Origin of the sequence: Stenotrophomonas sp. (genome assembly GCF_032103445.1) — a bacterium.
In the GTDB taxonomy this organism is placed as follows: Bacteria; Pseudomonadota; Gammaproteobacteria; order Xanthomonadales; family Xanthomonadaceae; genus Stenotrophomonas.
The window spans coordinates 1-4,121 of the sequence record NZ_DAMDFR010000132.1 but is presented as its reverse complement, the minus strand read 5'-3'; the positions used below and the strand labels follow the sequence as shown (position 1 = coordinate 4,121).

3 protein-coding genes are annotated in these 4,121 nt (G+C 69.4%); 2 read left to right on the top strand and 1 reads right to left on the bottom strand.

Annotation, left to right across the window (positions count from 1 at the left end; genetic code table 11):
* Positions 1-639 (top strand): TolC family protein (locus RT551_RS21330; RefSeq protein ID WP_313462189.1); only part of this gene is annotated, 639 nt, incomplete at its 5' end.
* Complete coding sequence (locus RT551_RS21325) at positions 632-2,644, top strand: FUSC family protein (protein WP_313462187.1); 2,013 nt, start codon at positions 632-634, stop codon at positions 2,642-2,644. The genes RT551_RS21330 and RT551_RS21325, both read left to right, overlap by 8 nt.
* 214 nt (positions 2,645-2,858) lie before the next feature.
* Here RT551_RS21325 and recD read toward each other — a convergent pair.
* The coding region (gene recD, locus RT551_RS21320; protein WP_313462185.1) for an exodeoxyribonuclease V subunit alpha at positions 2,859-4,121 on the bottom strand (1,263 nt) is incomplete at its 5' end.

The window sequence follows — 4,121 nt, the reverse complement described above, 5'->3', positions numbered from 1 at the left end:
GACTGTGCCGAGGCACCCACGCTGGCGCAGCCGCTGCCGGTCGGCGACGGCCGTGCCCTGCTGCAGCGTCGCCCCGACATCCGTCAGGCCGAGCGCCGCCTGGCCGCGGCCACCGCACGGATTGGCGTGGCCACCGCGGAGCTGTATCCGGACATCCGCCTGGGCGCATCGGTCGGAGCCGCCGGCCTGCTGGAAGACTTCGGTAATGCGATGACCCGGCAGTGGTCGTTCGGGCCGCTGATCTCCTGGACCCTGCCCTCCTCCGGCACGCATGCACGGATCCACGCCACCGAAGCCGGGGCCGACGCGGCGCTGGCCGAGTTCGACAGCAGCGTGTTGCAGGCACTGCGCGAAACCCAGACCGCGCTGAGCCGCTACGCGCACGACCTGGACCGGCTGCAATCGCTGCAGCAGGCACAGCAGCAGGCCGCGCTGGCCGCCGCGCAGAACCGCCGGCTGTACCAGGGCGGGCGCACGCCCTACCTGTCCAGCCTGGATGCCGACCGCACCCTGGCCTCGGCCGACGCCACCCTGGCCCAGGCTGAAGCGCAGGTTTCGCGGGACCAGATCCACCTGTTCCTGGTGCTGGGCGGCGGCTGGAACGCCGATGCCATAGCCGCGCACGCGTCAAATGAATAACCCCTCGCTGCTGCTGGACCGTCAGGCCTGGACGTTCTCGGTCAAGACGTTCCTGGCCGCGCTCGCTGCGCTGTACATCGGCTTGGCCGGCAATCTGTCGCGCCCGTACTGGGCGATGGCCACGGTGTACATCGTCACCCAGCCGATGCTGGGCCCAACGCGGGCCAAGGGCGCGTACCGCATCATCGGCACGCTGTTTGCCGGCGCGGCCACGCTGTGGATGCTGCCGCACCTGGTGGAAGCACCGCTGCTGCTGAGTGCGGCGATGTCGCTGTGGCTGTCGGCCTGCCTGTTCATCGCCCTGCTCAACCGCGGCCCACGCGGCTACGCCTTCCTGCTGGCCGGCTACACCACCGCCTTCATCGGCTTCCCGGCGGTGACCTCGCCGGACACCATCTTCGACACCGTGGTGGCGCGCAGCGAAGAGATCATCCTGGGCACGGTGGTGGCCGTGCTGTTCGCCTCGCTGTTTTTCCCGACGTCGGTGCAGCCGATGCTGCGTGCACGCATTGGCAGCTGGATGGGCGATGCCGCACAGTGGTGCCGGCAGATCCTGCAGCGTGGCCACGCGCACGCTCCACGCAACCGGCTGGCTGCAGACCTGGTGCAGTTCGAGGCGCTGATTGAATTTCTGCGCCGCGATGACCCGCGCCACGCCGGGGCCGCGGTGTCGATGGAGCGGCTGCGCGAACGCATGCTGTTGATGCTGCCGGTGCTGTCGTCGATTGCCGACCGGCTCGGCGCGCTGCGCGCCGGCGGCCGCACCCTGCCGCCGGGACTGGAGCCGCTGATCACCGACATCGCGCAGTGGCTGGAGCGCCCCGGTCGGTCCAGTGCCAGCGAGTACGCCGTGCTGCGCGAGCGGATTCTGGCACTGAAGCCGGCCGTGGACGGCGAGCTCGACCATCTGTTGCTGGTGACCCTGCTGCTGCGGCTGGAGGAGCTGGTGGACCTGTGGCAGGACTGCAGCACGCTGCAGCACGCCATCGAGCAGGGCACCGCGCCACTGGATACCGCGCACTACCGCATCCGTGCCACGCCGACGCGGCACAGCCGCCACGTCGACTACGGCATGGCGCTGTTCTCCGCCGCCAGTGCCGGTGTGGCGCTGATGACGTACTGCGCGCTGTGGATCGCGCTGGGCTGGGAAGGCGGTGGCAACGGCGCGATGATGGCCGCGGTGGCGGCAGCGTTCTTCGCCGCGCAGGATGACCCGGCCCCGAGCATGCTGCAGTTCCTGTTGTGGGCGATCGTCGCCAGCCTGGTCGCCGGCGTGTACCTGTTTGGCGTCTTCCCGGCAGTGCACGACTTCGGCAGCCTCGCGCTGGTGCTGGCGGTGGTGTTCCTGCCGCTGGGCCTGCTGTTGCATCGCCCGCAGACCGCGCTGATCGGTCTGCCGCTGACGGTGAATCTGGTCGCCCTGTTGAACGTGCAGAACACCTACAGTGCCAACATCCAGAGCTTCATCAATTCGTCGGTGGCGATGTTCATCGGCATTGGCTTTGCGGTGGTGATGACCCGGCTGTTCCGTTCGGTGGGCGCGGAATGGACCGCACGCCGGCTGGTCCGTCAGGGCTGGACCACGCTGGCCGATGCGGCGCAGGGCCGTGGCCAGCAGGATCGCCAGCAGTTTGCCGCGCGCATGCTGGACCTGCTCGGCCTGCTCGCCCCGCGCCTGGCCGCCGCACCGGCGGGTAGTGACCTGGCGTCGGTGGACATGCTGACCGAGGCACGCATTGGCCTGAACATCCTGCAGCTGCGCCGTGCCCGGCATGAGCTGCCCGAGACCAGCCGGCAGGCGGTGGAGGCGATTCTGGATGCAGTGGCGGTGCACTATCGGGCGCAGGTTGCGCAGCGTAAGCCGCTGCCGGCACCGCCTGAACTGCAGGCGCAGCTGGATGCCTCGCTGCAGCGTGTGCAGACCGTGGCCGCGGGCAAGGCGCGTGATGAGGCGCTGATGGGCGTGCTTGGGTTGCGCTACGCGATGTATCCCGAGCGCGGCTGACGCGTATCGGTCGGGACTTGCCGTAGTGCACGACTCCGGTTGGAACTTCCTCCATGCATGGGAACCCCGACCGGGACTTGCGTCCATGCTTGGGAACCCCGTAGAGCCGGGCTTGCCCGGCTGCTGTTGGCGGTGCGCGAAGAGCAGCCGGGCAAGCCCGGCACTACGGGATTCGTGCGATCCCACAGAGACTGCGAAGCACGTCGAGCAATGGTCAGAACAGGTCGCCCTGGGTAGGTTGTAGGGCGTCGATGCGCGGCTGCGCTGGCAAGCCCAGCCGCACCGCCAGTCCAGACAGGCGACTGGCATGCCGGCCCAGCGCGGCGGTCAGCACCTCTCCACTGCCCAGCAGGTGCAGTGACTGCCGCGCTCGGGTCATGCCGGTGTAGATCAACTCGCGCGACAACACCCGGGTGTCGCGCCGCGGCAGCTGCAACCACACCGTGTCGAACTCCGAACCCTGCGCCTTGTGTACGGTCATCGCGAACGCGCTCTCATGTGCCGGCAACGCCGCCGGATGGAAGGCGCGGGGCTGTCCGGCCGTCTCGCCGGCAAACCACGCCATCACCGGGCCGCTGTCATCACGCAGGCAGATGCCGATGTCACCGTTGAACAACCGATGCCGGTAGCTGTTCTCGGTGATCAGCAGCAACCGACCGTGGAAGTAGCGCGGGCCGGCACCTGCGCGTGCACTGCCAGCCAGCAGCGCCTCGATGCGTTCGTTGAGTCCGCGCGCGCCCTGCGGGCCTTCGCGCAGGGCGGTGAGCAGGCGCAGGCGGCCAGCCTGGGCCAATGCCTGCGCAGGATCAGCGGCCTCGCCCAGCGCGCGCCAATGCGTCAGCAGTGCGTCGCGGTGCTGCTCCATCGGGTCCAGCACATCCTCATGGAAGTGCACGCCGGCCAAGGTTCCCGAACGCAGCAGCGCCAGCGCCGTGGTGCTGTTGCCTTCGCGCACGGCCGCCGCCAAAGGTGCCAGATCCAGCGTGTCGCTTTGCCGGTAACCCCGCAGCAGCTGCACCCGTCGACCTGCGAACGGCAACGCCGGCACCACCGGCTGCAGGTTGTCTGCGGCCAGCAAGGGCTGCAGTGCGGTCGCATCGTCGGCGTGCAGGCCCTGCCCGTCGCCGCTGGCGCGCAGGATGGCGCTCAGTACATCGCCGGCCTCCACCGACGGCAGCTGGTCGGGATCACCGAGCAGCAGCAGCCGGGTGCCAGCACCGATGGCCTCCACCAGCTTGGTCATCAACGGCAGGTCGATCATCGAGGCCTCGTCGACCACGACCACATCGAACGGCAGCGGGTTGTCGGCGTGATGGCGGAAGCGCGGCGAATCCGGAATCACACCCAACAGGCGGTGCAGCGTGGAACCGGTCACCGGCAATGCGTCACAGACCGCGTCCTCCACGCCCTGGGCGCGCAGCTGGCCGACGACCGCGCGCAGGCTTTCGGCCATGCGCTCGGCGGCGCGGCCGGTCGG